The organism is Halomonas sp. H33-56 (assembly GCF_040147035.1).
Classification (GTDB): Bacteria; Pseudomonadota; Gammaproteobacteria; order Pseudomonadales; family Halomonadaceae; genus Halomonas; species Halomonas litopenaei.
The window spans coordinates 1,713,452-1,736,065 of the sequence record NZ_JAMSHP010000001.1; the positions used below are offsets into that span (position 1 = coordinate 1,713,452).

Below are 22,614 nucleotides of genomic sequence, written 5' to 3' on the forward strand. Positions count from 1 at the left end.
CTGTCCCTCAAGGCGAACAGGCACAGTGGTATAAAGTTGTTCCACGTCAATTGTCTGGGGCTTGCGCAGGGGGTCTGGGTCAGCCGGCTTCTTGTGCCGGTGGGGGGGATTTCCTAACATACAATCCACTTGTATCCGTGGTCACGGACATTCAAGGGGCCGTGAAAACAACAACGGATAAAGTCTGATGGGAGAAACCAGATCATGGCAGACAACGGCGTGAACAAAGGGCGACGCCGTTTCCTCGTAGGGGCGACCTCCGTAGTTGGAGCAGTCGGCGCCGTCGGGGTAGCGGTACCCTTTGTGGCTTCCTGGCAGCCTAGTGCCAGGGCTCGGGCGGCGGGTGCGCCCGTTCAGGCGGATATTTCGAAGCTCGAACCCGGGCAGCGAATGACCGTCGAGTGGCGGGGCCGTCCTGTATGGGTCATCAATCGCACGCCGGAGATGATCGAACGTACCGAGGCGTTGACCGACGAGGTGCTGGCAGACCCGGATTCCGCCAAGCCGATGCAGCCGGACTATGCCGGCGGTTCGCTGCGCTCCATTCGGCCCGAGATCGGTGTGCTGGTCGGCATTTGTACGCATCTGGGCTGTTCACCGCTGTTCAAGCCGGAGCCCAACGCCGAAGGCGTCGGTGTCGATGACTGGCCCGGTGGCTTCTTCTGCCCGTGCCATGGTTCGCGCTTCGACCTGGCGGGCAGGGTGTTTCGCAATGTGCCCGCTCCGGTGAACCTGGAAGTTCCACCCTACTACTTTGTCAACGAGTCGGTCATCGTGGTCGGCGAAGACGGGGAGGGCGCATAATGGCGAATCCCAACAAGGCCAAGGCCGAACGCGGTTTCATGCGCTGGGTCGATGATCGCTTCCCCGCCACCCAGATGTGGCAGGAGCATCTGTCCGAGTACTACGCGCCCAAGAACTTCAACTTCTGGTACTTCTTCGGCTCCCTGGCGCTGCTGGTGCTGGTCAATCAGATCCTCACCGGTGTCTGGCTGACCATGAGCTTCAACCCCAGCGCGGAGGGTGCCTTCGCCTCCGTCGAGTACATCATGCGTGATGTCGAGTACGGCTGGCTGATCCGCTACATGCACTCCACCGGCGCCTCGGCGTTCTTCCTGGTGGTCTACCTGCACATGTTCCGCGGCCTGCTCTATGGCTCCTACAAGGCGCCGCGTGAGCTGGTGTGGATCTTCGGCATGGCGATCTACCTGGCGCTGATGGCCGAAGCCTTCATGGGCTATCTGCTGCCCTGGGGACAGATGTCCTACTGGGGTGCCCAGGTCATCATCTCGCTGTTTTCCGCCATCCCGAGTATCGGTCCCGATCTGGCCCAGTGGGTGCGCGGTGACTATCTGATCTCCGGGATCACGCTGAACCGCTTCTTTGCCCTGCACGTGGTGGCGCTGCCTATCGTGATCCTGGCGCTGGTGGTGTTGCACATCATTGCCTTGCACGAGGTGGGGTCCAACAATCCCGATGGCATCGATATCAAGGCCAAGAAGGACGAGACCGGCAAGCCGCTGGACGGCATTCCCTTCCATCCCTACTACACGGTGAAGGATATCGTCGGAGTGGCGGTGTTCCTGTTCGTGTTCTGTGCGGTGATCTTCTACTTCCCGGAAGGCGGCGGCTACTTCCTCGAGAAGCCCAACTTCGAACCGGCCAACCCGCTGAAGACGCCGGATCATATCGCCCCGGTGTGGTACTTCACGCCCTTCTACGCGATCCTGCGCGCCATCACCTTCTCGCTGTTTGGTCTGGACGCCAAGTTCCTCGGGGTCATCTTCATGGGGGCGGCCATTGCGGTGCTGTTCGTGCTGCCCTGGCTCGACCGCTCTCCGGTGCGCTCCATGCGCTACAAGGGCTGGATCTCCAAGGTGATGCTGGTGCTGTTCGCGATCAGCTTTGTCATCCTCGGGGTGCTCGGGGTGCTGCCGCCGACCGGCGCCAGGACACTGCTGGCCCAGATCTGCACCGTGATCTACTTCGCCTTCTTCGTGTTGATGCCCATCTATACGCGGCTGGAGAAGACCAAACCCGTTCCTGAAAGGGTGACTGGCTAATGAAAAAGCAACTGTTCGCACTGCTCTTCGCGCTGGTCCCGCTTTGCTCCTTCGCCGCGGGTGGCGAGGGGGTGCACCTGCGCAGCATGTCGCCGGATCTGGAGAACCAGGCCTCGCTGCAGAACGGGATGAAGCTCTACGTCAACTACTGCATGGGCTGCCATTCCCTGGAGTACCAGCGTTTCTCCCGCGCGGCCGAGGATCTGGGGATGCCCCAGGATCTGGTCGAGGACAATCTGATCTTCTCGCCGGAACTGGGGTACAACGACCAGATGCACAAGGCGATGAGTGCCGAGGATGCCGAGGTATGGTTCGGCAAGGCGCCGCCGGATCTGACCCTGGAGGCCAGACTGCGCGGCACCGACTGGATCTACAGCTATCTGCTGAGCTTCTATCGTGACAGCGAGCGTGCCACCGGGGTCAACAATGTGGTGTTCCCGGCGGTGGGCATGCCCAACGTGCTCGAGCCGCTGCAGGGGGTGCAGGAGAAGGTCTGTGCAGCCTCCGATCATGCGGTCGGTGACGCCGAACTCGATCCGCTGACCGGCAAGTACCAGTCCTGCGAGACCCTGCAGGTGACGTCGCCGGGCAGCATGGAGCCCAAGGAGTTCGAGCAGGCGGTGTATGATCTGACCAACTTCCTGGCCTACGTGGGTGAGCCGTCCAAGCTGCATGCCCAGGCGCTGGGACCGAAGGTGCTGATCTTCATCCTGCTGTTTGGCATCATCGCCTACTTCCTCAAGCGCGAGTACTGGCGAGACATTCACTGACCGATTGGTCCACCATGGCGGGCGCGGGGTCGATGACCACGCGCCCGTTGCCTTTTCTGGTATCATCGTTGCGCCCGGGCGGACCCGCTGCGGGAGCAAAGATGTGCCCCTGATGCCCCCCCGAGAAGGGGGTTGTCGTGTTATCATCCCGGCTTGAACTGATGCGAGGATTGTTTCATGGGTGTAGTGGCCAAGCGGTCGTCGATGATCTTCTACTCCGGTGGCGAGGACCATTTCAGCCATCGTGTGCGGATCGTGCTGGCTGAGAAGGGCGTGGCCGTGGATATTGTCGAGGTGACCGACGACAAGCATCCCGAGGAGTTGGCGGACCTGAACCCTTACAACAGCGTCCCCACGCTGTTGGATCGTGACCTGGTGCTCTACGAGTCCAAGGTCATGATGGAGTATCTGGACGAGCGTTTCCCGCACCCGCCGTTGCTGCCGGTCTATCCTGTCGCGCGTGCCCAGAGCCGACTGTGGATGCATCGTATCGAGCGCGAGTGGTGCCCGATGGTCGATCGCATCCTGTCCGGCAGCAAGAAGGAAGCCGACAAGGCGCGCAAGGAGCTGCGTGAAAGCCTGATCGGTATCTCGCCGATCTTCGAGGACATGCCCTTCTTCATGAGCGAGGAGTTCACCCTGGTGGACTGCTGCCTTGCGCCGATCCTGTGGCGTCTTCCTGCGCTCAATATCGAGCTGCCCGAGAAGCAGGTACGGCCGCTGATGGGCTACATGGAGCGCGTGTTCGCCCGTGATGGCTTCCGTGCTGCGCTGTCCGAGGCCGAGCGCGAAATTCGTCCCTGATGTTTTGCTTGAACGGAATGCCTGAGCCGTGTGTGTCCGGTCGCCACCGGAGTCGCCCGAGTTCCCATTCGCCAACCAAGAGGGCCATATCATGAAGTCGAGCCGTCCCTACCTGGCCAGGGCGCTGTACGAGTGGCTGCTGGATAATGAATTGACGCCGTATATCGTCGTCGATGCGGAGTACGAGAACGTCGAGGTTCCCAGGCAGTTCGTGCAGAACGGCCAGATCGTGCTGAACCTTGGCCCTACCGCCGTGCGTGATCTGGACATGGGCAACGACGTGATTCGTTTCTCGGCGCGCTTCAGTGGCAAGTCGGAGTTGCTGTTTGTACCGCTGCCTGCACTGATTGCCCTGTACGCCCGCGAGAACGGCGTCGGCATGGTCTTTGGTCACGAGCCTGAGCTTCCCGTCGAAGAGGCCAACGACGTCGATGCGCCGGCCCTGGAGAGCGTCAAGGATTCGTCAGAGGAGGATTCTCCTGCCGCTTCCGATGAGGACGCAGGCGGTGAGTCCGATGGCGGCGATGGCGTGGATGAAGGTGTCGAGAGGTCCAAGCCGCCTCGCAAGGGGCGTCCATCCCTCAGGGTGATCAAGTAAGGCCATCGGGCGCATCGCGCTCTAAAGGTGGTCGGCGGCGAGCTGTCGTCGGCTTGGTCTGCTGGAAAAGCGGGGCCTCTTCACAAGCGTGATCTCATAAAAAGCGGCGAGCCCTCAGGCTCGCCGCTTTTTTGTGCATCTTTTGCGCTTGAGGGGCGTGCCTTCTTGCGAGGGCACGCCTGTCGCCATCAGTCGATGTAGTCGAATACCTTGACGATACGCTCCATGCCGCCGGCGTTGGATACCACATTGACCGCACGGTCGGCCTCGGCGTGGGTCACCAGGCCCATCAGGTAGACGGTAGCGTTCTCGGTGACTACGGTGATGCGGCCGGAGTCGACCTGATCGCTGGTGGCGAGGGCGGTACGTGCCTTGGTGTCCAGCCAGGCGTCGTTGAGGCGCTGACTGGTGGGCAGGTTGGCCGCCACGCTGAGTTCATTGTGGACCCGGCGAACGTTGCGCACCTGGCTGACGATCTCTTCGGCGCGCTGCTTGAGCTCTTCGCTGGGGACCTGGCCGGTCAGCAGTACCACGCCGTTGTAGCTGTCGACGTTGATCCTGGCGTCCTTCAGGCGTGCATCGACGCGTCCCAGGTTGTGGGCGGCCTTGGTCTCGATGCTCTCGTCCTCGACGGTCGCGCCCAGGGTGCGCTCGCCGTAATCCTCGTCGATGGTGCCGGGGTTGGTCACCGAGGTTACGGTGGTGCAGCCGGCCAGCAGGGCGGACAGCAGCAGGGCGGTCATCAGGGGGCGTGTCGAACGGGAATCGCGTTGCGTCATGTTATTCACTCGCACCAAAGAGTTGTTCGTCGATAAGGTCACACAGGCAGTGGATCACCAGCAGGTGAACCTCCTGAATACGGGCTGTGGAGGTGGCCGGCACCCGGATCTCGCAATCGTCCTGTCCCAGCAGGGAGGCCATGTTGCCGCCGTCCCGTCCAGTCAGGGCCACCACCGTCATGTCACGGTCATGAGCGGCCTGGATGGCCTGGATGACATTGGCCGAGTTGCCGCTGGTGGAAATCGCCAGCAGCACGTCGCCAGGCTGGCCCAAGGCGCGCACCTGCTTGGAGAACACCTCGTTGTAGCTGTAATCGTTGGCGATGGAGGTCAACGTCGAGGTGTCGGTGGTCAAGGCCAGGGCCGGCAGACTGGGGCGCTCGCGCTCGAAGCGATTGAGCAGTTCGGAGGAGAAGTGCTGGCTGTCGCCGGCGCTGCCGCCGTTGCCACAGGCGAGAATCTTGCCGTCGGTGACCAGGCTCTGGACCATCATCTGGCTCGCGACCTCGATGAACGGTGGAAGCACTTCGCTGGCGTAGGTCTTGGTGTCGATACTGTCGTTGAACTGTCCGAGAATTCGGCTCTGGAAATCCATGCTGCCTTCCTGGTCCATGGGGGCTCGCCGGGAGCCCGCTGTGTCAGTTTGCTTCGAATGCACCGGCGATCCACTGGATGTCGAGGCTCGGTGACGAGCCGGTAACGGCCAGGACATCGAAGCGGCAAGGACATGATAGCCCGTTGCGGTGGAGATAAAAACGCGCCGCCTGGATCAGGCGGCGTTGTTTGGTGATGGTGATTGTTTCTGCAGGATGGCCGTGGCGGATGCTGCGGCGGTGGCGCACTTCGACGAACACCAAGGTCTCGCCGTCGCGCATCACCAGATCGATCTCGCCTCCCTTGGCGCGCTGGTTGCGCGAGATCGCTATCAGTCCACGCTGGCACAGCCAGGCCTCGGCGTGACGCTCGATGGCCTGGCCGCGGGCGACGGCGTCTATGGCGTCAGGGCGCCGCATCACCGAGGCCGTCACTGAACACGGGTGCCGGCACGCCGCTGCTGAACTGCGCCCATGGCAGTTCGCGGTAGATGCGGCCATCGCCGGCGGCGCTCAGGGTGCCGGTAGCGCCCTGCATGCGTGAACCCGGCAGGGCCTGGATCTGCGGCATGCGGCGTGCCAGTTCGTAGGCGTCGACGCCCATCGCCATCAGGCGGAAGATGGCTGGCTTGTTCTCGGCCTTGAGCTCTTGATAGGTGTCGTAGAACGGGAGGGCCTCGGCACCGCCCACGGCGGCGTCCGGAATGTTCCAGGGAATATCGGGGAACTGCACGCCGTCGAGGTCGCGGTCCAGGCGCGACTGAGGGGTGCCTTCGTAGAGGTGTGAGGTGGCGTACACCGGTAGATCGGAGGCCGAATAGTATTCCAGTGTCGGCGGCACCTGGCGGGCGAAGTCCGGCAGGGCCAGCAGGAACAGCATGTCCGGACGCGGGTTGCTGATGGCGCGGCGGGTGCTGTCGGTGGCCGAGGCGCCGGGGTTGTAGCGCACTGCCGTGGCGATATCGCCGCCCAGTTCGCTCCAGGTGTTCCAGAAGGCCTCGCCGACCCGCTGACCCCAGTCGTTGTCCGGTACCAGCATGGAGGCGCTGCGGTGGCCGTCCTGCCAGCCGCGGCGGGCCGCCTGGCGGGCTTCGTCTTCTGCCGACAGGCCGTACTCGTAGAGGTTTTTGGTCTGGTTGGAGGCAGACTGGCCGTAGTTCAGCGCCAGGGTCGGCAGGGGCACCTCGGCGCGGCTTTCGAGTCGGGTCACGTCGCTCTTGTCCAGCGGGCCGATGACCACCTGGGCGCCGCTGCTCTGGGCCTGCTGATAGAGTTCGTCGAGATTGCCGTTGGAGGCGTCGAAGAAGCTGAGCTGGGCCCCGTTTCCGCCGCCGTTGACCACATTGGCCTGGTGGCTGCGAATTCCCTTTTCGATGGCGTCGGCGACGCCGGAAAGCGGGCCCGACTCGGGCAGCAGCACCGCGATGCTCTGCACGCTCTTGCCACGCAGTTCACGCAACTGGGTGATCTGGGTAGGCAGGCGACGGTTGGCGGGGTGGTCCGGATTAGCCACGCGCCAGTCATCGAGACGAGCGAATAGCCTCTGGATGTCACCGCCGCTCTGGTTGACCAGGCGGGTCAGCTCGAGCCAGCCGGTGACGATGGCATTGCCGGGCTCTTCAAGTGCCTCGAGCTGGCGGCCGTTGAGTGCGCTCAACTGGTCCCAGATGGCGTCGTTGATGTCCTCGCGGCCGGTGGCGCTCTGCACCTGCATCAGCAGGCGAGCCGACTCGAGTGGTTCGCCCAGCTGGCCCAGCGCCAGCCCCTGGCGCAGGCGCAGCAGATTGGCTTCGTCGTTGGGCAGCTGCATCTCGTCGAGCACGCTGGCGGCTCTGACGACCGCCTGGGGATCGCCCTCACTGTCCCCCAGTTCGGACAGCAGCAGTGCCCACTGACGCCGGCTGTCGCCGGAGAGCTGGCTGTCGTCCAGGCTGTTGAGGACTTCCAGTGCCTGGGGGCGGCGTCCGGAGCGTGCTAGGATGTCGGCCGCCCTCAGCCGGGTCTGCGCGGCTTCGGCGCCTTGTTGCTGGGCGGCTTGCGCCAGTAGTTGGTCCGGGTCGTCGTCCATGGCCCGCTGTACGATGCTCGGCGTGAAGCTGCAGCCGGCCAGCGTGATGGCCAGTACAGCGGCGGCCACGGGGCCGCGAGTCAAAGTCCTCATGAATCCTTCCTTGTCCGTGTTCCGGATGGCAGCCCAGGGAGCCAAGATGTCAGAAGCGAAAGCTGGTTCATTGTACGTGGTCGCCACGCCAATTGGGAATCTGGAAGATCTCAGTCCCCGCGCCGCCCAGGTGCTGGGCCAGGTGGCGTTGGTCGCGGCGGAGGATACCCGCCACAGTGGCCGCCTGATGCGTCATCTCGGTCTGTCGCCGGCGATGATTTCCGTGCACGACCATAACGAGGCGTCCCGGGTCGAGACGCTCAGGCAGCGGCTCGTCCAGGGCGACGATGTGGCGCTTATCAGTGATGCCGGGACTCCCTTGATCAGCGATCCCGGCTACGTCGTGGTGCGTGAGCTCAGGGCGGCGGGTTTTCGGGTGGTGCCGATCCCCGGTCCCTGCGCCCTGGTCACTGCGCTGTGTGCCGCCGGGCTGCCTACCGATCATTTCAGTTTTCATGGCTTCCTGCCGGCCAAGGGTGCGGGGCGGCGAGCGCGCATCGAGGCCTGGAGGAATTCACCCGTCACCCAGGTCTGTTACGAGTCTCCCCATCGTATCCGCGACACCCTGGCCGATCTGGCCGCCGTACTGGGCGAGCGCAGAGTGGTGCTCGGGCGTGAGTTGACCAAGACCTTCGAAACCTTCCTCGACGGCAGCGCCGCGGAGCTGCTGACACTGATGGAGTCTGACCCTGATCAGGCGCGTGGCGAATTCGTGGTGATGGTGGCCGGGGCCTCGGGGCCGGCACCGGACCAGCGAGCGGTGGATGATGAAGCGCTGCTGCGCGCGCTGCTGGCCGAAGGGGTGGGGGTCAAGCAGGCCGCGGCCGTGGCCGCGCGCGTGCTCGGCGGGCCGAAGAAACAGTGGTACGCCCAGGCGCAGGCATTGAAGGACGCCGATTGAATCCAGCCCCGGTTCGCTGCCAGGGGGTCGTTAGGACGAGCTATGGGTTGTCCCGGGCCCGCCACGGCAAGGCGGGGATTGAGGGCGTCGAGAGGGCATCGAGAGGGCATCAGGAGCGATCGCCTGAAGAGGCTGGGGGTTGTCCCAGGCCCGCCACGGCAAGGCGGGGATTGAGGGCGTCGAGAGGGCATCGGGATCGATCGCCTGAAGAGGCTGGGGGGTTGTCCCGGGCCCGTCACGGCGAGGCGGGGATTGAGGGGGTGGCAGGGCACTGGTATGCTTGCCGCGGGAGTTGGCCAGACAGTCGCCGCCGCTTGATGCGGGGGAGGAAAGTCCGGGCTCCATAGGGCGGAGTGCCAGGTAACCCCTGGGCGGCGTGAGCCGACGGAAAGTGCAGCAGAGAGTAGACCGCCTACGTCTCCCTCGGGAGGCCGGCAAGGGTGAAAGGGTGCGGTAAGAGCGCACCGCGCGCCTGGCAACAGTGCGTGGCACGGTAAACCCCACTCGGAGCAAGACCAAATAGGAACCCGTTGGCGTGGCCCGCGCTGGGTTCGGGTAGGTTGCTTGAGGGTAGTGGTGACACTGCTCCTAGAGGAATGACTGTCCTCGACAGAACCCGGCTTATCGGCCGACTCCCCATTTTTCTTGCGCGCTCGGGCCTGGCTCGAGCGGCGCGATCACGAGTTTGTGCGGCCAGGAGTCCAGTGGCGTGAGGGTTTTCCACCGCTGACGGCGCTGACGGCTGGCCGCGCGTAGGAACACCGCCGTCGAACGAGACCCGCATGCCGTCACCTTCCCCTGAATCCTCCGTGCGCGGCTTCGCTCATGAAAGCGTCCTGCTCGACGGTGCCGTCGACGCCCTGGTGCATGATCCCGCCGGCGTATATCTGGATGGCACCTTCGGACGAGGCGGTCATTCCCGCGCCATCCTTTCCCGCCTTGCACAAGACGGCGGCCTGCTGGCCCTTGATCGCGACCCCCAGGCGATCGCCGAGGCGGCCAGCATCGAGGACCCACGCTTTACCATCGAACGTGCCGAGTTTGCGCGGCTGAGAGAGGTTGCCCGTGACCACGGTCTCGATGGCAAGCTGTCCGGTATCCTGCTCGACATCGGCGTGTCCTCTCCTCAGCTTGACGATCCCGATCGCGGTTTCAGCTTCCTGCGCGACGGCCCGCTGGACATGCGCATGGACCCGACCCAGGGCGAGAGCGCGGCCCAGTGGATTGCGCGTGTGGGCGAGGCCGAGATGGCTTCGGTGTTCAAGCGTTACGGCGAGGAGCGCTACGCTCGTCGGCTGGCGCGGGCCATCATCGCTCGGCGCCAGGAACGGCCTTTCACCCGCACGGCCGATCTTGCCGAGGTGGTCAAGGCCGCCCATCCCGCCTGGGAGAAGGGCAAGCATCCCGCCACTCGCGTGTTCCAGGCCATGCGTATCGAGATCAACGGTGAGCTCGATCAGCTCGATCAGGCGCTGGAAGCCGCGCTGGAGGCACTGGCGCCCGGCGGACACCTGGTGGTGATCAGCTTCCACTCGCTGGAGGATCGACGGGTGAAGAGATTTATCCGCGATCACGTCAAGGGCGATACCCAGGTGCCCCGGGGTATACCGCTGCGCGACGATCAGATCGCGCGACGGCTGGAGTCACTGGGCAAGGCGATGAAGGCCAGCGCCGAAGAGGTCGAGGCCAATCCACGCTCCCGCAGCGCCGTCATGCGCATGGCGCGCAAGCGCTACTGAGGACCTTCCATGGCTCAAGGACGACTGGACATCAACGCCTTTGGCTGGCCGCTGCCGCGCACCATGTCGCCACGCCTTTTGCTGGTGGTGGCGCTGCTGCTGGCATGCCTGGTGTCGGCGCTGGCGGTGATCAGCGTCAGTCACCAGACTCGCCAGCAGTATGCTCGGCTCCAGGAGCTGGAGCGTGAACAGCAGCAGTTGCAGACGGAGTGGGGGCAGTTGCTGCTGGAGGAGAGCGCCTGGTCGACGCCGTCGCGTGTCGAACGCCTGGCGGTGGAGCGTCTGGAGATGCGGCTGCCCGATATCCATGACATCGAGGTGATCACGCCATGACCGCGGAACTTCCCCGGGGCGTGACACCTCGCCGCCCGCCACCGATGGAACCGATGGGGCGGGCGCGCTACGTGGTGATGATGACGCTGATCCTGCTGGGCCTGGGTCTGCTGGCCGGGCGGATCGTCGATCTTCACGTCATCGATCGAAACTTTCTTCAGGTGCAGGGGGACGCCCGTACCCTCAGAACCGATCCGATCCCCGCCCACCGGGGCATGATCACCGATCGTCACGGCGAACCGCTGGCGATCTCGACTCCGGTGGTGACGCTGTGGGCCAACCCCCAGGACCTGCCCGCCGACGACATCCAGCGGTTACGCCTGGCCCAGGCGCTGGGCCAGGACCTCGATGCCCTCAACGAGCGCATCGCGCGTTACAGCGAACGTGAATTCATGTACCTGCGTCGGCGCATGACCCCGGCCCAGGCCGAGGAAGTGCTCAAGCTGCGGGTGCCTGGCGTCCACGCCCGGGAAGAGTACAAGCGCTACTATCCTGCCGGCGAGGTGACCGCCCAGTTGCTGGGGGTCACTAACGTCGACGACCAGGGCCAGGAAGGACTGGAGCTGGCCTATCAATCCTACCTGTCCGGTGAGCCCGGCAAGCGCCGCGTGCTCAAGGACCGCCGTGGACGTCTGGTGCGCGACCTGGAGGTGCTGCAGGAGGCAGAGCCAGGCGGCAACCTGACGCTGTCCATCGATCAGCGACTGCAGTACATGGCCTACCGTGAGCTCAAGGCTGCCGTGGATGAGAACGACGCCGACGGCGGCGTACTGGTGATGATGGACGCGCGCAGCGGCGAGGTGCTGGCGATGGCCAATCAGCCCTCCTACAACCCCAACAACCGCGCCGGCCTGGACCCCCAGGGGCTGCGCAACCGGGCCATGGTCGACGTGTTCGAACCGGGCTCGGTGATGAAGCCGCTGGCCATGTCGGCGCTGCTCGAGACCGGTCGCTTTCCACGTGACACCGTGGTGGATACGTCGCCTGGCTGGATGCGAATCGACCGCTACACCATCCGCGACGTCTCCAACAATGGCGAGCTGACCCTGGCCGGGATCCTGCGCAAGTCCTCGAACATCGGCATGGCCAAGCTGACCCTGCAGCTCGACGACCCGGTGGTGCCAGATCGCTACCGCGCGCTGGGCTTCGGCCAGGCCCCGGGCACCGGCTTCCCCGGAGAGGCCACCGGCAACATGCCGGCGCCGGCGGTGTGGTCGAGCAGTCAGTGGGCCGCGCTGTCCTACGGTTACGGTCTGTCGGTCACCGCCTTGCAGCTGGCCAGTGCCTATACCTCCATCGCCAATCATGGCCAACGCCTGCCGCCGTCGCTGCTGCGCCTCAACCGCGCCGCCCAGGGCGAGCCGGTCATCGAGCCTGACGTCGCCGACCGCGTCCTGGCCATGATGGATGAGGTGGTGGCACCAGGCACCGGCGCCCGACGCGCGCTGGTGCCCGGCTACAGTGTGGCCGGCAAGACCGGCACCGTGCGCAAGAGCGGCAGCGGTGGCTACGAGCAGAACGCCTACCGGTCGTTGTTTGTCGGGATTACCCCGGTCTCCGACCCGCGCATCATCACCGTAGTAATGATCGACCATCCCCGGGGCGACGCCTACTACGGCGGCGCCATCGCTGCCCCGGTGTTCTCGCGGGTGGCGGGCAGTGCCCTGCGCATCCTCGACGTACCGCCGGATCGCCCCGAACAGGAGGGCGACAGCCCATGACGCAGAAGGCGACGGAATCCGCCATGACCCTATCCCTGGCGCGTCTTGAAGACGTGCTGACCCAGTTCTGGAGTGAGCTTGCGCCGAACGCCGCGGTCGCCGGCGAGGTGGCGACCTGGCTCACTACCGACAGCCGCGAGGTGTCGCCCGGCGCGACCTTTGTCGCGATCCCCGGCGTCGCCGCCGATGGCCGCGACTACATCGACAAGGCACTGGATGCCGGCGCCTGCCTGGTGCTGGCGGAAGGTCCGCAAGACGCTCCGCCGCGGGTCGATGGTCGCGTACTGTGGCTGCCCGGGCTGCGCGCCCGACTCGGCGAGCTCGCGCGCACCCTGTATCAGGTGCCCGATGGGCTCGAGCTGATCGGTGTCACCGGCACCAACGGCAAGAGCTCGGTGACCCACTATATTGCCGAGCTGTCCCGCGCCACGGGCAGCGACTGTGGCCTGATCGGTACCCTGGGTCACGGTCGCCCGGGTGCCTTGACCCAGGGCATGCTGACCACCCCCGAGCCACTGGCGCTGCAGCGCCAGTTGGGTGAGCTCGCCGACCAGGGCATCACTCGGATAGCCATGGAAGTTTCCAGTCACGCCCTGGAGCAGGAGCGGGTGGCGGGCTGTCGCTTTACTGCCGCGGTGTTTACCAACCTGAGCCGCGACCACCTCGACTATCACGGCAGCATGATCGCCTACGCCGCCTCCAAGGCGAAGCTGTTCAAGCGCCCGGAGATCAGTCTGGCCGTGGTCAATGGCGACGATCCCCTGGCTCGGCTGATGCTGGCGGGCATCGGCGAGGGCACCCGGGTGCTGGCCTGTGGTGAAGACGATGCCGTCTCGCTCAGGGTGCTGGATGTCGAGCCCGACGTCGGTGGGCAGCGTGCGCTGATCGCCACGCCGGAAGGCGAGAAGGTGGTGGTGCTGCCGCTGCTTGGTCGCTTCAATCTCGACAACGTCCTGCTGGCCATGGCCACCCTCTACGGTCTGGGTGTCGGCATCGACGAGCTGGTGACTGCCGCCGCGACCCTGACGCCGGTGCCGGGACGGATGCAGGCGTTGACACGGCCCGGGGCTCCCACCGTGGTGATCGACTACGCCCACACGCCGGATGCGCTGGACAACGCCCTGGCGGCGCTTCGCGCCCACCTGCCCGGACGCGGGGCGCTGTGGTGCCTGGTCGGCTGCGGCGGTGATCGCGATAGCGGCAAGCGCCCGCTGATGGCCCAGGCGGCCGCAGGCCAGGCCGATCGACTGGTGATCACCGACGACAACCCCAGAAGCGAGGACCCGGACGCCATTCGCCAGGCGATGCTCGCGGGGCTGGAGGGCCAGGCCCGCCAGCAGGCATGGAACATCGCCGGTCGCGGTGACGCCATCGCCCGTACCATCGCCGAGGCGAGCGCCGATGACGTGATTCTGATCGCCGGCAAGGGACACGAGGCCTACCAGGAGATTCAGGGCGTGCGCCACGACTTCTCCGACCTGGCCGAGGCCGAAGCCGCCCTGGACCAGCGTCGACAGGGGCGGGACCAATGAGCGCGCCAGGGCTCTCGTCGCTGGGGTCGGCGTGCCGTGCGCTGGGTGTCGATGAAGAGGGCCGCGGCCTTCAGGGGCTTGCCAACTCGCCGATAGCCGCCATCGTCACCGACACCCGTCGGGTGGCGGCGGACACGCTGTTCGTGGCCTTGAAGGGCGAGCGCTTCGATGCCCATGACTTTATTGCTAAGGCCCGCGAAGGCGGTGCCGTGGCGGCGGTGGTCGAGCACCCGGTGGACGACCCCTTGCCCCAGCTGGTGGTGGGCGATACCCGCATGGCGCTGGGGCTGCTGGCCCGTGAGCGGCGCCGGGCCTGGGGCGGTCCGCTGGTGGCGGTGACCGGCAACAGTGGCAAGACCACGGTCAAGCAGATGCTGGCGACATTGCTGGCTCGTCAGGGCGAGACCCTCGCCACCCACGGCAACCTCAACAACGATATCGGCGCACCCTTGACGCTGCTGGCGCTTGCCTCGGACCACCAGAGAGCCGTGGTGGAACTCGGCGCCAATCACCTGGGCGAGATCGCCTGGACGGTAGCGCTGGCCGAACCCCAGGTCGCCATCATCACCAATGTCACCGGGGCCCACGTCGGCGAGTTCGGTGGCATGGGGCGCATCGCCCAGGCCAAGGGGGAGATTCTCGGCGGACTCGGCCCCGAGGGCGTCGCCGTACTCAACCGTGACGACCGCTACTTCTCGCTGTGGCAGAGCCTGGCGTCGCCCCGCGAGGTGATCGATTTCGGACTGACGCCCGAGGCGCGCCTCCATGCCGGGGAGCTGGTCTGCGATACGCTCGGGCGCTATGCTTTCACGCTGACTTTCGACGCTCAGGTGCTGGGGCGTGTCGAGCTGCCGCTGATGGGTCGTCACAACGTGTCCAATGCCCTGGCCGCAGCGGCCGGGGCGCTGGCCATGGGACTGCCCGCCGCCGACGTGGTGGCGGGGCTTGGCGAGGTGGTGCCGACGCCGGGACGCCTGACCGTGGAGGAGGGGTTACGCGGTGCGCGGCTGCTCGATGATACCTACAATGCCAACCCGGGGGCGATGAAGGCGGCCATCGACGCCCTGCTGGGACTGCCCGGCCCGCACTGGTGCCTGCTCGGCGCCATGGGAGAGCTGGGTGAAGCGTCTGCCGATCTGCACGCAGAGATCGGACGCTACGCGCGGGAACGCGGCATCACATTTCTCGGTACTCTGGGCGAGGCGGCCGAGACCGCCGCCCGAGCCTTCGGCGAAGGCGGGTACCATTTTTCTGATCAGGCGGCGATGGTCCGCCATGTGCGTCAACATCTGCCCGAGGCGGCCAGCGTGCTGGTCAAGGGCTCCCGCGCCGCGGGGATGGAAGGCGTCGTGGCGGCCTTGCGGCCGGATGTTTCAAGGTGAACCTGATACATGTTGCTTTTCCTGGCTGAATTGTTGGCGAACTATCAAAGCGCCTTCAACGTCTTTGGATACCTCACCCTGAGGATGATTCTGGCGACCATCACCGCGCTGGTGCTGTGTCTGTGGTTTGGCCCCCTGATGATCCGCCGTCTGGTGGAGCGTCAGATCGGCCAGGCGGTGCGCGACGACGGTCCCCAGTCCCACCTGTCCAAGGCCGGTACGCCGACCATGGGCGGCGCCATGATTCTGATGGCTATGGCCGTCAGTACCCTGCTGTGGGGCGATCTGACCAACCATTATGTGTGGGTGGTGCTGGTGGTCACGCTGGGCTTCGGCGCCATCGGCTGGGTCGACGACTATCGCAAGGTGGTGGAAAAGAACCCGCGTGGACTGCCGGCCCGCTGGAAGTACTTCTGGCAGTCGGTGATCGGCCTGGGGGCTGCCGTGGTGCTCTACCTGACCGCGGCCTCGCCGGTGGAGACCAGTCTGATCCTGCCGCTGCTCAAGGACTTCGTGCTGCCCCTGGGTGGCTTCTACATCCTGCTGACCTACCTGGTGATCGTCGGCTCCTCCAACGCAGTCAACCTGACCGACGGCCTGGACGGCCTGGCGATCATGCCCACGGTGATGGTCGCCATGGGCCTTGGCGTCTTCGCCTACGCCAGCGGCAACGCGGTATTCTCCGAGTACCTGCAGATTCCGATGATCCCCGGTGCCGGCGAGCTGGCGGTATTCTGCGCCACCATTTCCGGCGCCGGACTCGGCTTTCTGTGGTTCAACACCTATCCTGCCCAGGTGTTCATGGGTGACGTCGGCGCCCTGGCGCTGGGTGCGGCCCTGGGCGTGGTCGCGGTGATCGTGCGCCAGGAAGTGGTGCTGTTCATCATGGGTGGCGTCTTCGTCATGGAGACCATCTCGGTGATCCTGCAGGTCGGCTCCTACAAGCTGACCGGTCGTCGTATCTTCCGCATGGCGCCGCTGCATCACCACTTCGAGCTCAAGGGCTGGCCCGAGCCTCGCGTGATCGTGCGCTTCTGGATCATCACCGTGGTGCTGGTCCTGCTGGGTCTGGCCACCCTCAAGATCCGCTGAGGTGGCCATGGACGCCAGTCAGGATGTGCGACTGCCGCAACGCCATGTCGTGCCCGCCCACCTGAGCGTGGTGGTAGGGCTCGGCCTGTCGGGGATGGCGATCTGTCGTCATCTCAAGCGTGAAGGCCGCGATTTCATGGTGGTGGACACCCGCGAGGCGCCGCCGGGACTCGACGTCTTCCTGGCGGACTTTCCGGGGGTGCCGGTGCGCCTGGGGCCGCTCGATGGATTGGTGCTGGACGACGCGCGGGAGGTGATCCTGAGCCCCGGCATCGACCCCCATCAGGCGTGCTTCGAGGCGCCGGCCAGGCGCATCGATCCGGACACCGGCGAGCCCCGTCTGGTGGGTGAGATCGCGCTGTTCCGGCGGGCCTGTCGCGCGCCGCTGGCGGCCATCACCGGTGCCAACGCCAAGTCCACCGTGACCACCCTGGTCGGCGAGATGGCCCGCGAGGCGGGGCGGCGGGTGGCCGTGGGGGGTAACCTCGGTACCCCGGCGCTGGACCTGCTGGTGCAGGAACCCGAGGCGGATCTCTTTGTGCTGGAGCTGTCCAGCTTTCAGCTCGAGACGACCCCGTGTCTGGGGGCCGACAGTGCTGCCTTCCTTAACCTCAGCGAGGACCACCTCGATCGCCACGGCGACATGGCCGGCTATCGCCGCGCCAAGCTCGCGATCTTTCGTGGTGCCAGGCACGCGGTGGTCAACGCCGAGGACCCCCTGACCTGGCCGGACGAGGCGTTGCCTGCACTGTCACGCTTCGGCGTGACGGCGCCGCAATCCGGCGACGACTGGGGCGTGGTGGAGCACCAGGGCGAGCCCTGGTTCTTCCACGCGGACCAACCGCTGTTGCCGGTGGCTCGCATGCGCCAGAGCGGCCGTCACCACCAGGCCAATGCGCTGGCCGCCCTGGCCATGGGCCAGCGTCTGGGTTTTCCGCTGGAGGCCATGGCCCGGGTGCTCGAACGTTTCAGCGGGCTTGCCCACCGCAGCGAGTGGCTCGCCACCATCGACGACGTCGACTGGATCAACGACTCCAAGGGCACCAATGTGGGCGCGACCCTGGCCGCCATCGCCGGTCTCGGCCCGACCCTGGATGGGCGTCTGGTACTGCTGGCCGGCGGTGTCGGCAAGGGTGCCGATTTCTCGCCGCTGGCCGCCCCCCTGTCGCGCTACGCCCGTGAGGTGGTGCTGTTCGGTCGCGACGCCGAGGCGCTGGCCCAGGCCCTGAAGGGCGCGGTCGCCATCACCCGCGTCGACGACCTGGACGCCGCCATGTGTCGCGCACGGGAGGTGGCAAGGCCCGGTGATGCGGTGCTGCTGTCACCGGCCTGCGCCAGTCTCGATCAGTTCGTCAACTATCAGGCCAGGGGAGACGCCTTTCGCGCCTGGGTGCAGGACCTTTCCAGCGGAGCCAAGCCATGAGTCGTCTCGCCCGATCTCGCCAGCGCCTCGGTGCCCTGCGCGAGCGTCTTTCCACCCGCGACCATGCCTTCGATGGCTGGCTGGTGGTGGCTACTCTGTCGCTTCTGCTGATCGGCTGGGTGATGGTGACGTCGGCCTCCACCGAGGTGGCGTCGAGCCTGACCGGCAACGCCTGGTACTTCAGTATTCGCCACGGCATCTTCGTGCTGGGTGGGTTGACCGTGGGGTGCCTGGCGCTGCGCGTCCCCCTGGCCTGGTGGAAGGCCAATGGCCCGCTGCTGCTGGTGGTGGGGCTGGTGCTGCTGTTGCTGGTACTGCTGGTGGGGCGCGAGGTCAACGGCAGCCGCCGCTGGCTGTCGATCCCCGGGGTGCCCTTCAATCTACAGGCCTCGGAGGTCGCCAAGCTCTGCTTGATCGCTTACATGGCGGGCTATCTGGAACGCTTTCTGCCACAGGTCAGGCGTCAGTGGGGGGCCTTCCTGCGCCCGTTGGTAGTGGTTGGAGTGGTGGCCGTGCTGCTGATCCTCGAGCCCGACTACGGCGGTGTGGTGGTCATGACCAGCTGCGTCATGGGCATGTTGCTGATGGCCGGGGCGCCCTGGGGGCGCTTTCTGCTGTTGTTCGTGCTGGTGGGAACCCTGGGTGCCATCCTGGCGGTGGCCGAACCTTACCGCATGGCGAGACTGACAAGTTTCATCGATCCCTGGGCGGACCAGTTTGCCAGCGGTTACCAGCTGACCCAGGCGCTGATCGCCTTCGGTCGCGGCCACTTGATCGGCATGGGCCTCGGTAACAGCGTACAGAAGCTGTTCTACCTGCCGGAGGCCCACACCGACTTCGTCTTTGCGGTGCTCGCCGAAGAGCTCGGCATGGTCGGCGCGATCGCCGTGGTCGGCCTGTTCGCACTGCTGGTGTGGCGGGCCATGGCGGTAGGGCGTCGGGCCGAGCTTGCGAGGCTGCCGTTTGCCGCCTACCTGAGCTATGGCATCGCCCTGGTGATCGGCGCCCAGGCCTTTATCAACATCGCGGTGAGTACCGGCATGTTGCCGACCAAGGGGTTGACCCTGCCGCTGTTGTCCTACGGTGGGTCGAGCCTGGTGGTGAGCTGTATCATGGTGGCGTTGTTGCTGCGGGTGGACATCGAGACGCGCGAGCGCCAGCGTCGGCAGTCGCCGGCGGCGCGGCGTGACCAGGCCCGCGAAGCGCCCAGGAGAACCAAGGCTGCAGGAGTGAAGCCGTGAGTGACACACAGGGAAGGCGAGCGCTGATCATGGCCGGCGGCACCGGGGGGCACGTCATCCCGGCGCTGTCGCTGGCCAGGGGATTGCAGCAGCAGGGCGTCGAGGTGGCGTGGCTGGGTAGTCCCAGAGGTATCGAGAATCGCCTGGTGCCCGAGGCCGGCATAGTGCTTCACCAGATCGCCATCAGCGGCCTCAGGGGCAACGGTCTGGCGGGCTGGCTCAAGGCGCCGGTGCGCCTTGGGCGCGCCGTGTGCCAGGCGAGAAGCGTGATTCGCGAGTTCGACCCACAGCTGGTGGTCGGGCTCGGAGGCTTTGCCAGCGGTCCCGGCGGGCTTGCCGCCCGACTGTGCGGCAGACCGCTGGTCATCCACGAGCAGAACGCCGTGGCCGGGCTGACCAATCGTGCACTGTCGCACCTGGCCAAGCGAGTCTACGCCGCCTTTCCCCAGGCCTTCGGTGGCCGCGCCGAGGTCGTCGGCAATCCGGTCAGGGATGACATCGCCGCCCTTGGCGAGCATGCACGTGTGGCCGACCAGATGCGCGGACGACGCCTTCGTCTGCTGATGGTCGGTGGCTCCCTGGGGGCGCTGGCGCTCAACCAGCAGATGCCCAGAGCGCTGGCCGAGCTACCCCCCGAGTCGCGTCCCGAGGTGCGCCACCAGGCCGGTAGAGACAAGGACCAGGCGACCCGCGAGGGCTATCAGGCTGCCGGCGTTGACGCCGAGGTCAGCGACTTTATCGCAGATATGGCCGACGCCTACGATTGGGCGGATCTGGTGGTCTGTCGCTCCGGCGCGCTGACCGTGGCGGAGCTGGCGGCGGCGGCCAAGCCGGCGCTGTTCGTACCTTTCCCCCACGCCGTGGATGATCATCAGACGGCCAACGCCCAGGCGCTGGTCGGTGCCGGTGCCGCGGCGCTTATTCAGCAGCGTGACATGAATCCGACGTCCCTGGCCGAGCGCCTGGGGACCTTGCTTGAGCCCGACACCCTGGCGGCCATGGCGAGCAAGGCAAGGGCCGAGGCCCACCTTGACGCTGTGGAACGGCTGGTGGCGGGCTGTATGGAGACAGGTTTTGAGTAATTCGACCCAAGGGCCGGTCCCCGGCCAACTGAGCTCATCCGCTGCCACCAGGCCCGGTCTCGGCATGCGGCGCATTCGTCGTATCCACTTCGTCGGCATCGGCGGCGCCGGCATGTGCGGCATCGCCGAGGTGCTGGCCAATCAGGGCTACCAGGTCAGCGGCAGCGATCTGCGTCATTCGTCGGTGGTGGCGCGACTCGAACAGTGCGGCGCCCAGGTGTTCATCGGACACGCTGCCGAGCACGCCGCCGGTGCCGATGTGGTGGTGGTATCCACCGCCGTGGACGCGGACAACCCGGAGCTTGTGTGGGCCCACGAGCATCGCGTGCCGGTGGTACGTCGCGCCGAGATGCTGGCCGAGCTGATGCGCTTCCGTCACGGCATCGCCGTGGCCGGGACCCATGGCAAGACCACCACCACCAGCCTGACCGCCACTCTTCTGGGTGAGGGCGGGCTGGACCCGACCTTCGTCATCGGCGGCAAGCTGACCAGCGCCGGCACCAACGCCCAGCTGGGGCAGGGCGACTACCTGGTGGCCGAGGCGGACGAGTCCGATGCCTCCTTTCTGCACCTGCAGCCAATGGTCAGCATCGTCACCAATATCGATGCCGACCATATGAGCACCTATGGTGGCGACTTCGAGCGTCTCAAGCACACCTTCATCGAGTTTCTGCATAACCTGCCGTTCTACGGTCTGGCGATACTGTGCATCGATGACGACAACGTGCGTGGCCTGCTCGACCGCATCAATCGCCAGTTCGTCACCTATGGCTTCTCCGACGACGCCGACTATCGCATCGAGAACTTCACCCAGAGTGCCGGCGAAGTCCGCTTTACCGCAGTGCGGCCCGGCAACCTCGAGGATCTCGATGTCAGTCTGGCCATGCCGGGCCGTCACAATGCGCTCAATGCGCTGGCGGCGATCGCCGTGGCCAGCGACGCCGGGGTCGACGCCGAGGCGATTCTGCGGGGACTCGCGAGCTTTGCCGGGGTTGGCCGTCGCTTCCAGGTACACGGTCACTTCGCCGCGCCGAACGGTGAAGGTGAGGTGATGCTGGTGGACGACTATGGTCACCACCCCCGCGAGGTGGAGATGGTCATCAAGGCGGTGCGCGATGGCTGGTCCGAGCGCCGGCTGGTGATGGTCTACCAGCCCCATCGCTATTCGCGCACGCGCGATCTCTATGAGGACTTCGTCAGGGTGCTGTCCGGCGTCGATACGCTGGTACTGCTCGACGTCTACAGTGCCGGCGAAGCCGCGCTGCCCGGCGCCGATGGTCGCAGCCTGGCGGGTTCCATCCGTCAGCGTGGCGAAGTCGATCCGATCTTCGCCCAGGACAAGGCGGAATTGCCGGCGCTGCTGGCCAAGGTGCTCAGACCCGGCGATATCCTGATTACCCAGGGCGCCGGTGACGTGGGTGGCATCTCCCAGCGTCTGGCGGATGCCCAGCTTCAGTTCGACGAGGTGATCCTGTGACACGACAAGTACAGTCCTACGGCCATGTGGTGGTCATCTACGGTGGCCATAGTGCCGAACGAGAAGTGTCGCTGAACAGCGGTGCCGCCGTGCTGGCGGCGTGTCAGCGCCAGGGCCTTGAAGTGACCGGCTATGACCTTGCCGAGGGCGGCGTTGCCGGGCTGCAGGCGCTGAACCCCGATCTGGTGTTCATTGCCTTGCACGGCAGGGGAGGGGAGGACGGCTGTCTGCAGGGGGCCCTGGAACTGGCGGGAATCCCCTATACTGGCAGCGGTGTGCTGGCCTCGGCGCTGGGCATGGACAAGCTCAGGACCAAGGCGCTGTGGCAGACCCTGGGTCTGCCGACGCCCGAGAGCGTGCTGCTGTCGCCCGAAGCCGACTGGAACGAGGTGGCCGACCGACTGGGTCTGCCGCTGGTGGTCAAGCCGGTCCATGAAGGTTCGACCATCGGCATCAGCATCGTCAACAGCCGTGATGAACTCGAAACCGCCTATCGTGAGGCCGCCACCTTCGATACTCGGGTGATGGCCGAGCGTTTTGTGTCGGGAGACGAATTTACCTTGTCGGTACTTGGCGACAGCGCGCTGCCGGCCATTCGCGTCGAGGTGCCCAGCGGCTTCTACGACTACGAGGCCAAGTACCTGTCCAACGAGACGCTTTACCACCTGCCCTGTGGTCTGGATACCGAGCAGGAGACCGCGCTGGGCGAGCTGTGCCTGGCGGCGTTCGAGGCGGTGGGCTGTCAGGGCTGGGGCCGCGTCGATGTGATGCGCGACGCTGAAGGTCGGTTCTGGCTGCTCGAGGTCAATACCGTGCCCGGCATGACAGATCACAGTCTGGTGCCCCAGGCGGCGGCCCATGCAGGCATCGACTTCGACGAGCTGGTCCTGCGTATCCTCGATACCGCCAGGGAGCGCGGCTGA

The 22,614-nt window shown here is 65.8% G+C and carries 21 protein-coding genes and 1 other RNA gene; 18 read left to right on the forward strand and 4 right to left on the reverse strand.

The genetic code is table 11. The annotated features are described in order from the left end of the window. The first annotated feature begins 204 nt into the window (after positions 1-204). From petA to NFH98_RS07485, 5 genes are all read left to right on the forward strand, one after another. Complete coding sequence (petA, locus tag NFH98_RS07465; protein WP_045993364.1) at positions 205-804, forward strand: ubiquinol-cytochrome c reductase iron-sulfur subunit; 600 nt, start codon at positions 205-207, stop codon at positions 802-804. Further along, entirely contained in the window at positions 804-2,063 is a 1,260-nt protein-coding gene (locus NFH98_RS07470; protein WP_045993365.1) for a cytochrome b, read from the forward strand. Before petA ends, NFH98_RS07470 begins: the two co-directional genes overlap by 1 nt. Further along, positions 2,063-2,833, forward strand: a complete 771-nt coding sequence (locus tag NFH98_RS07475) for a cytochrome c1 (protein ID WP_045993366.1) — start codon at positions 2,063-2,065, stop codon at positions 2,831-2,833. The genes NFH98_RS07470 and NFH98_RS07475 overlap by 1 nt, the downstream gene beginning before the upstream one ends. Before the next feature lie 177 nt (positions 2,834-3,010). Further along, the gene (gene sspA / locus NFH98_RS07480) at positions 3,011-3,637 is read left to right on the forward strand and encodes a stringent starvation protein SspA (protein WP_045993367.1); all 627 of its coding nucleotides are present in this window, start codon (positions 3,011-3,013) and stop codon (positions 3,635-3,637) included. 91 nt (positions 3,638-3,728) lie between these two features. Further along, complete coding sequence (locus tag NFH98_RS07485; RefSeq protein ID WP_349622433.1) at positions 3,729-4,235, forward strand: ClpXP protease specificity-enhancing factor; 507 nt, start codon at positions 3,729-3,731, stop codon at positions 4,233-4,235. Positions 4,236-4,423: 188 nt separating this feature from the next. Here the strand turns inward: NFH98_RS07485 and NFH98_RS07490 are convergent, their stop codons facing one another. From NFH98_RS07490 to NFH98_RS07505, 4 genes are read right to left on the reverse strand one after another with little or no spacing between them, the layout of a single operon-like run. Then, on the reverse strand, positions 4,424-5,014 hold the full coding sequence (locus NFH98_RS07490; protein WP_108132656.1) for a BON domain-containing protein: 591 nt from the start codon (positions 5,012-5,014) through the stop codon (positions 4,424-4,426). A 1-nt stretch (position 5,015) separates the two neighbouring features. After that, the gene (locus NFH98_RS07495) at positions 5,016-5,609 is read right to left on the reverse strand and encodes a phosphoheptose isomerase (protein WP_045993370.1); all 594 of its coding nucleotides are present in this window, start codon (positions 5,607-5,609) and stop codon (positions 5,016-5,018) included. A 43-nt stretch (positions 5,610-5,652) separates the two neighbouring features. Continuing rightward, entirely contained in the window at positions 5,653-6,027 is a 375-nt protein-coding gene (locus tag NFH98_RS07500; RefSeq protein ID WP_108132657.1) for a YraN family protein, read from the reverse strand. Next, the gene (locus NFH98_RS07505; RefSeq protein WP_349622434.1) at positions 6,014-7,768 is read right to left on the reverse strand and encodes a penicillin-binding protein activator; all 1,755 of its coding nucleotides are present in this window, start codon (positions 7,766-7,768) and stop codon (positions 6,014-6,016) included. The genes NFH98_RS07500 and NFH98_RS07505 overlap by 14 nt, the downstream gene beginning before the upstream one ends. Positions 7,769-7,814: 46 nt before the next feature. Here NFH98_RS07505 and rsmI point away from each other — a divergent pair, with 46 nt between their 5' ends. From rsmI to NFH98_RS07570, 13 genes are all read left to right on the forward strand, one after another. After that, the gene (gene rsmI / locus NFH98_RS07510) at positions 7,815-8,669 is read left to right on the forward strand and encodes a 16S rRNA (cytidine(1402)-2'-O)-methyltransferase (RefSeq protein ID WP_108132659.1); all 855 of its coding nucleotides are present in this window, start codon (positions 7,815-7,817) and stop codon (positions 8,667-8,669) included. Between the two features lie 288 nt (positions 8,670-8,957). After that, positions 8,958-9,309, forward strand: an RNA gene (rnpB, locus tag NFH98_RS07515) — RNase P RNA component class A. Between the two features lie 142 nt (positions 9,310-9,451). Next, positions 9,452-10,408, forward strand: a complete 957-nt coding sequence (gene rsmH, locus NFH98_RS07520) for a 16S rRNA (cytosine(1402)-N(4))-methyltransferase RsmH (protein WP_349622435.1) — start codon at positions 9,452-9,454, stop codon at positions 10,406-10,408. A gap of 9 nt (positions 10,409-10,417) precedes the next feature. Next, on the forward strand, positions 10,418-10,741 hold the full coding sequence (gene ftsL / locus NFH98_RS07525) for a cell division protein FtsL (RefSeq protein WP_052704393.1): 324 nt from the start codon (positions 10,418-10,420) through the stop codon (positions 10,739-10,741). Next, positions 10,738-12,462: a peptidoglycan D,D-transpeptidase FtsI family protein gene (locus tag NFH98_RS07530; RefSeq protein WP_349622436.1), complete on the forward strand. Its 1,725-nt coding sequence runs from the start codon at positions 10,738-10,740 to the stop codon at positions 12,460-12,462. Before ftsL ends, NFH98_RS07530 begins: the two co-directional genes overlap by 4 nt. A 23-nt stretch (positions 12,463-12,485) precedes the next feature. Further along, on the forward strand, positions 12,486-13,994 hold the full coding sequence (locus NFH98_RS07535; RefSeq protein ID WP_349622437.1) for a UDP-N-acetylmuramoyl-L-alanyl-D-glutamate--2,6-diaminopimelate ligase: 1,509 nt from the start codon (positions 12,486-12,488) through the stop codon (positions 13,992-13,994). Next, complete coding sequence (locus tag NFH98_RS07540; protein WP_349622438.1) at positions 13,991-15,376, forward strand: UDP-N-acetylmuramoyl-tripeptide--D-alanyl-D-alanine ligase; 1,386 nt, start codon at positions 13,991-13,993, stop codon at positions 15,374-15,376. Before NFH98_RS07535 ends, NFH98_RS07540 begins: the two co-directional genes overlap by 4 nt. 9 nt (positions 15,377-15,385) lie before the next feature. Then, a complete protein-coding gene (gene mraY / locus NFH98_RS07545; protein ID WP_108132663.1) occupies positions 15,386-16,468 on the forward strand; it encodes a phospho-N-acetylmuramoyl-pentapeptide-transferase in 1,083 nt (360 codons plus the stop codon). Between the two features lie 7 nt (positions 16,469-16,475). Then, positions 16,476-17,891: a UDP-N-acetylmuramoyl-L-alanine--D-glutamate ligase gene (gene murD, locus NFH98_RS07550; protein ID WP_349622439.1), complete on the forward strand. Its 1,416-nt coding sequence runs from the start codon at positions 16,476-16,478 to the stop codon at positions 17,889-17,891. Beyond that, complete coding sequence (gene ftsW, locus NFH98_RS07555; protein WP_045993378.1) at positions 17,888-19,132, forward strand: putative lipid II flippase FtsW; 1,245 nt, start codon at positions 17,888-17,890, stop codon at positions 19,130-19,132. Before murD ends, ftsW begins: the two co-directional genes overlap by 4 nt. 29 nt (positions 19,133-19,161) lie before the next feature. After that, a complete protein-coding gene (gene murG / locus NFH98_RS07560) occupies positions 19,162-20,214 on the forward strand; it encodes an undecaprenyldiphospho-muramoylpentapeptide beta-N-acetylglucosaminyltransferase (RefSeq protein WP_349623107.1) in 1,053 nt (350 codons plus the stop codon). A gap of 64 nt (positions 20,215-20,278) precedes the next feature. Continuing rightward, the gene (murC, locus tag NFH98_RS07565; RefSeq protein ID WP_045993379.1) at positions 20,279-21,691 is read left to right on the forward strand and encodes a UDP-N-acetylmuramate--L-alanine ligase; all 1,413 of its coding nucleotides are present in this window, start codon (positions 20,279-20,281) and stop codon (positions 21,689-21,691) included. Continuing rightward, positions 21,688-22,614 (forward strand): D-alanine--D-alanine ligase, encoded by a 927-nt coding sequence (locus NFH98_RS07570; protein ID WP_045993380.1) that lies wholly within the window; start codon positions 21,688-21,690, stop codon positions 22,612-22,614. Before murC ends, NFH98_RS07570 begins: the two co-directional genes overlap by 4 nt.

Coding starts and splice junctions, on each gene's coding strand:
- petA (WP_045993364.1), top strand. CDS start 205: ATGGCAGACAACGGCGTGAACAAAGGGCGACGCCGTTTCCTCGTAGGG.
- NFH98_RS07470 (WP_045993365.1), top strand. CDS start 804: ATGGCGAATCCCAACAAGGCCAAGGCCGAACGCGGTTTCATGCGCTGG.
- NFH98_RS07475 (WP_045993366.1), top strand. CDS start 2,063: ATGAAAAAGCAACTGTTCGCACTGCTCTTCGCGCTGGTCCCGCTTTGC.
- sspA (WP_045993367.1), top strand. CDS start 3,011: ATGGGTGTAGTGGCCAAGCGGTCGTCGATGATCTTCTACTCCGGTGGC.
- NFH98_RS07485 (WP_349622433.1), top strand. CDS start 3,729: ATGAAGTCGAGCCGTCCCTACCTGGCCAGGGCGCTGTACGAGTGGCTG.
- NFH98_RS07490 (WP_108132656.1), bottom strand. CDS start 5,014: ATGACGCAACGCGATTCCCGTTCGACACGCCCCCTGATGACCGCCCTG.
- NFH98_RS07495 (WP_045993370.1), bottom strand. CDS start 5,609: ATGGATTTCCAGAGCCGAATTCTCGGACAGTTCAACGACAGTATCGAC.
- NFH98_RS07500 (WP_108132657.1), bottom strand. CDS start 6,027: ATGCGGCGCCCTGACGCCATAGACGCCGTCGCCCGCGGCCAGGCCATC.
- NFH98_RS07505 (WP_349622434.1), bottom strand. CDS start 7,768: ATGAGGACTTTGACTCGCGGCCCCGTGGCCGCCGCTGTACTGGCCATC.
- rsmI (WP_108132659.1), top strand. CDS start 7,815: ATGTCAGAAGCGAAAGCTGGTTCATTGTACGTGGTCGCCACGCCAATT.
- rsmH (WP_349622435.1), top strand. CDS start 9,452: ATGCCGTCACCTTCCCCTGAATCCTCCGTGCGCGGCTTCGCTCATGAA.
- ftsL (WP_052704393.1), top strand. CDS start 10,418: ATGGCTCAAGGACGACTGGACATCAACGCCTTTGGCTGGCCGCTGCCG.
- NFH98_RS07530 (WP_349622436.1), top strand. CDS start 10,738: ATGACCGCGGAACTTCCCCGGGGCGTGACACCTCGCCGCCCGCCACCG.
- NFH98_RS07535 (WP_349622437.1), top strand. CDS start 12,486: ATGACCCTATCCCTGGCGCGTCTTGAAGACGTGCTGACCCAGTTCTGG.
- NFH98_RS07540 (WP_349622438.1), top strand. CDS start 13,991: ATGAGCGCGCCAGGGCTCTCGTCGCTGGGGTCGGCGTGCCGTGCGCTG.
- mraY (WP_108132663.1), top strand. CDS start 15,386: ATGTTGCTTTTCCTGGCTGAATTGTTGGCGAACTATCAAAGCGCCTTC.
- murD (WP_349622439.1), top strand. CDS start 16,476: ATGGACGCCAGTCAGGATGTGCGACTGCCGCAACGCCATGTCGTGCCC.
- ftsW (WP_045993378.1), top strand. CDS start 17,888: ATGAGTCGTCTCGCCCGATCTCGCCAGCGCCTCGGTGCCCTGCGCGAG.
- murG (WP_349623107.1), top strand. CDS start 19,162: ATGGCCGGCGGCACCGGGGGGCACGTCATCCCGGCGCTGTCGCTGGCC.
- murC (WP_045993379.1), top strand. CDS start 20,279: ATGCGGCGCATTCGTCGTATCCACTTCGTCGGCATCGGCGGCGCCGGC.